This window comes from Rhodoferax sp. (assembly GCF_011391645.1).
In the GTDB taxonomy this organism is placed as follows: Bacteria; Pseudomonadota; Gammaproteobacteria; order Burkholderiales; family Burkholderiaceae_C; genus Rhodoferax.
The window spans coordinates 1-3,824 of sequence record NZ_JAABQC010000148.1; the positions used below are offsets into that span (position 1 = coordinate 1).

The following is a 3,824-nucleotide window of genomic DNA, read 5'->3' on the forward strand; positions in this document are numbered from 1 at the left end:
GGTCACGCTCAGTTCAGCCGCATGCCGGCGAGCAGTTGCGTCAGGTTGTGGTTCATCATCTTGAGATAAGTGGGTGCTGGCCCGCCGGCCTCTGACAAGGCATCTGAATACAGGGTGGCGCCCACACGCACACCCGCGTCTTTGCTGAGCTGCTCGATCAGCTTCGGGTTGCTCATGTTTTCCACAAACACCGCCTTGATTTTTTCGCGCTTGATCTGGCGGATCAGTTCGGCGACATGCTTGGCGCTGGGCTGGCTGTCAGTGTTCACGCCCTCGGGCGAGAGCAGGGTGATGCCGTAGCGCGCCCCGAGGTACCCAAAGGCGTCGTGCGAGGTGATTACTTTGCGTTTGGCTGGCGCTATTGCGTCAAACTGCGCCTTGGCCTGGGAATCAAAGTCTTTGAGCTGCCTGGCATACGCCTGCGCATTTATCTGGTAAGAGTCTGCGCCACTGGGGTCAACTTTGGCCAGACCCGCAGCGATGTTGGTCACATATTGCACCACGTTCAAAGGGTTCTGCCAGGCATGGGGGTCGGTCTGGGAGTGGGCGTGGCTGTGGCCTGCAGCTACAGCCATCTGACGCGGCTTCAGACCGTTGGAGGCCACCACAGTTTGACCTTTGTAGCCCGCAGACTTGGCCAGTTTCTGCGCCCAGGGCTCAAAGCTCAGGCCGTTGACCACGAACAGGCGCGCGCCCAGCACCGCCTTGGCGTGCTCCGGGCTGGGGGTGAATTCATGCGCGTCGGCATCGGGCCCGGCCAGGGTGATCACCTTGACCCGCTCACCGCCCACCATCTGAACCAGATCGCCCAGAATACTGAACGAGGCCACCACAGGCACAGGCTCGGTGGCATTGGCCTGCGCGGTGAAGAGGCCGCTGGCTGCCAAGGCAGACCCTAGAACAATTTGTAGCGAGGATCGCTTCATGGATGACCTTTTAGTGATGAAAGAACTAGCCGACCCGATGCGGGCGTTTGAGAATTTGCGGCAACCAACCGCCGGGCGAGATCAGCAATGACATCAGGTACAGCAGCCCGGCGCAGCCGATGATGGTGGGGCCGCTTGGGGTGTCCATGTGGTACGAGAGCAGCAGTCCGGCCACACCGGCCAGCGCCGCTTGCACGCTGGCGTTGAGCAGTTGCGCGGCCAGGCTTTCATGCCAGAGTCGGGCAGACACAGCAGGCAGCATCATCAACCCAACTGCCATCAGTGTGCCCAGGGTTTGAAAGCCGGCCACCAGGTTCACCACCACCAGCATCAAAAAGATTTGCTGCCACAGCCAGCCGCGTTGCCAACTGCGCCCGGCAGCAGCCGCCAAAAACACCGGATCAAAGGTCTCCAGCACAAAGCCGCGGTACAACGCGGCTAGCGTGATGACGCTGGCGCTGGCCACGCCGGCCACCAGCAGCAGGCCTTGGGCGTCCACGCCCAGTGCACTGCCAAACAAAATATGCAGCAAGTCCAGCTGACTGCCTTGGCGTGAAATCAGCGTCACGCCAACAGCCAACGCCAGCAGGTACATGGCGGCCAGGCTGGCGTCTTCCTTGAGAGTCGTGGCGCGGCTGATCACACCCGCAATCGCCGCCACCAGAAGGCCGGCGGCGACCCCGCCCAGTGCCATGGCGGGTAATGACAGGCCGAACATCATGAAGCCCACGGCCACGCCGGGCAGCACCGCATGACTCATCGCATCACCCAGCAAACTCATGCGCCGCAGTGTCAAAAAAACGCCCAATGGCGCGGCGCTGATGGCCAGCGCCAGTGTGGCCACCAAGGCGCGGCGCATGAAGGCAAATTCAGCAAACGGGCCAACCAACAGAGTCCAAAGATCTGTCATGCGCCGGTCTCATCGGTGTGGCAGATTTCGGCGTTGTCGTCCCAAGCTTCAGCGAGCGCGCGGGCGCGCTGCAAATTGGGCTCGGTCAACACCTGTGCCGTTGGCCCCCAGGCCACCAGCTCACGCGCCAGCAACACGGTCTGGTCGAAGTGGGCGCGCACTTGCGCATCGTCGTGCAGCACGGCAATCACGGTGCGGCCCTGTGCTTGCCATTGATGGATCAAGTCCAGCAAGGCGGCGGTGGTGCGCGAATCCATGGCGTTGAAGGGTTCGTCCAGCAGCAGCAGCTCCGCGTCCTGCATCAGCAGGCGTGCAAACAGCACGCGCTGGAACTGGCCGCTGGAGAGCGATCCGACGGTGCGCCGCTCAAAACCCTCCAGCCCCACGGCGCGGATGGCGGCATCGGTTTGCGCAAGCATTTGCGCGCTGGTGCCGCCCCAGGCTCCCACCGCGCTCCAGCAACCAAGCAGCACGCAGTCGCGCACTTGCAGCGGAAAGTTGCGGTCAATTTCTGTGAGTTGCGGCAGGTAGGCAATGCGTTGGCGCGGTGTGCGGGTGCGCACCTGGCCGCCGGCAGGTTTGAGCAAGCCCATGATGCTTTTAAGCAGCGTGCTTTTGCCCGAACCGTTGGGGCCAATCACCGCCGTCAACGCCCCCGCCACAAACTCACCGCTGATATGGTGCAGGGCAGGGTGCTGGCGGTAACTCACCGTCAGGTTGTCCACGCTCACCACAGCGCAGCTCCTTCATTGGCCCACCACACCGCCAACCACAAGGCCAGCACCAAAGGCAGCACCGCCGCCACCCGCAGCCAGGCAGGCCAGGCCAGCACGCTGCGGGTAGGCAAGACACGCCTCACCCCGACCATATCGCGCGGGTTCAAAGCCGCCGGTGCGTGGTCATGATGATGGTTTTCACGAGCTTGTTGGGTGGCTTCAGTCATCGGTGATTTTTGGAAAAATTTGGCATTGCCGTCATAATGCAACTCAATTGCGATATAGTTTATCGCAACTCAATTGCATTAATTGTTTTGACTAAAAATTTCTTTTTCCTTCAATGCCATGCCCGATCAATTCAAATCTGTTGTGCCTGACCCGATCGATGCCCTGTTGTCCGCCCACCGGCTGCGCCGCACGGTGGCGGCGCGGCGCGTGCTGGGTTGGCTGCTGGCACACCCCGACACCAGTTACACCCACGCACAATTGCAAACCGCCTTGCAAGCTGATGACCGTGCCGCTCAGACCTTTGGCACAGATCTTGATCAATTGGCTGGCGCGGCGCTGGACCGTGTCACGCTCTACCGTCTGATTGATCGCCTGACGCAAGTGGGCCTGCTGTTGTGCCGGGTGGATGCCCAGCGTGTGCGCCGCTACCAGGCCATGCCGGCAAGCGTTCACGCCTTGCCACACTTTGAATGCCAAAGTTGTCACCGCGACAGCCCCCTGGCGGGTGCGCTGCAGGGTAACGCGCTGGATCTGGAAGTGGCCGCACAAAATGCGCTGCAAGCGCTCAAGGCGCTGGGTTATCAGGGGGTGAGCCTGGACCTGGCGGTGCGTGGTGTCTGTGCCGACTGTGCCAGCGCCACGCAAGAGACACCGCTTGTTGAAGCACCTCAAAGCAGCAGGACGGCAGGAGCTGGCAAGGCCAGGGCGGTGTCGAACCCTTGAGGAATTCCGAATGATTCGCACCCGGTCCCTGAGCTTTCATTACCCCAACGGCACCACACTCAACTTTCCAGATGTGGACTTGCCCCAGGGGGCGGTGCTGTTGCTCAGCGGTCCGTCGGGCTGCGGCAAATCCACCTGGCTGGCGCTGGTGGCAGGTTTGATGCGCGCAAGTTCAGGCCGGTTGGTGGTGGCGGAGCAGGATGTGACTGCGCTTCATTCTGTGGCCGCTGACGCCTGGCGAGCTGGTGCTATTGGTTTTTTACCGCAAAAGCTGCATTTGAGTGCGGCGCTCACGGTAGCGCAAAACTTGGAGACAGCGCA

The 3,824-nt window shown here is 61.6% G+C and carries 6 protein-coding genes; 2 read left to right on the forward strand and 4 right to left on the reverse strand.

From position 1 onward, the window contains the following. Positions 1–8: 8 nt before the first annotated feature. From GPS82_RS13395 to GPS82_RS13410, 4 genes are read right to left on the reverse strand one after another with little or no spacing between them, the layout of a single operon-like run. The gene (locus tag GPS82_RS13395) at positions 9–926 is read right to left on the reverse strand and encodes a metal ABC transporter substrate-binding protein (protein WP_296495548.1); all 918 of its coding nucleotides are present in this window, start codon (positions 924–926) and stop codon (positions 9–11) included. A 25-nt stretch (positions 927–951) separates the two neighbouring features. Continuing rightward, complete coding sequence (locus tag GPS82_RS13400) at positions 952–1,836, reverse strand: metal ABC transporter permease (RefSeq protein ID WP_296495550.1); 885 nt, start codon at positions 1,834–1,836, stop codon at positions 952–954. Next, positions 1,833–2,570 carry a metal ABC transporter ATP-binding protein gene (locus tag GPS82_RS13405; protein WP_296495553.1) on the reverse strand — a complete coding sequence of 246 codons (738 nt, stop codon included), beginning with the start codon at positions 2,568–2,570 and terminating at the stop codon, positions 1,833–1,835. The genes GPS82_RS13400 and GPS82_RS13405 overlap by 4 nt, the downstream gene beginning before the upstream one ends. Next, complete coding sequence (locus GPS82_RS13410) at positions 2,564–2,779, reverse strand: hypothetical protein (RefSeq protein ID WP_296495555.1); 216 nt, start codon at positions 2,777–2,779, stop codon at positions 2,564–2,566. The genes GPS82_RS13405 and GPS82_RS13410 overlap by 7 nt, the downstream gene beginning before the upstream one ends. 118 nt (positions 2,780–2,897) lie before the next feature. Here GPS82_RS13410 and GPS82_RS13415 point away from each other — a divergent pair, with 118 nt between their 5' ends. Beyond that, on the forward strand, positions 2,898–3,503 hold the full coding sequence (locus GPS82_RS13415; RefSeq protein ID WP_296495557.1) for a Fur family transcriptional regulator: 606 nt from the start codon (positions 2,898–2,900) through the stop codon (positions 3,501–3,503). A 10-nt stretch (positions 3,504–3,513) separates the two neighbouring features. After that, on the forward strand, positions 3,514–3,824 hold a 311-nt coding region (locus tag GPS82_RS13420), incomplete at its 3' end, for an ATP-binding cassette domain-containing protein (protein WP_296495559.1).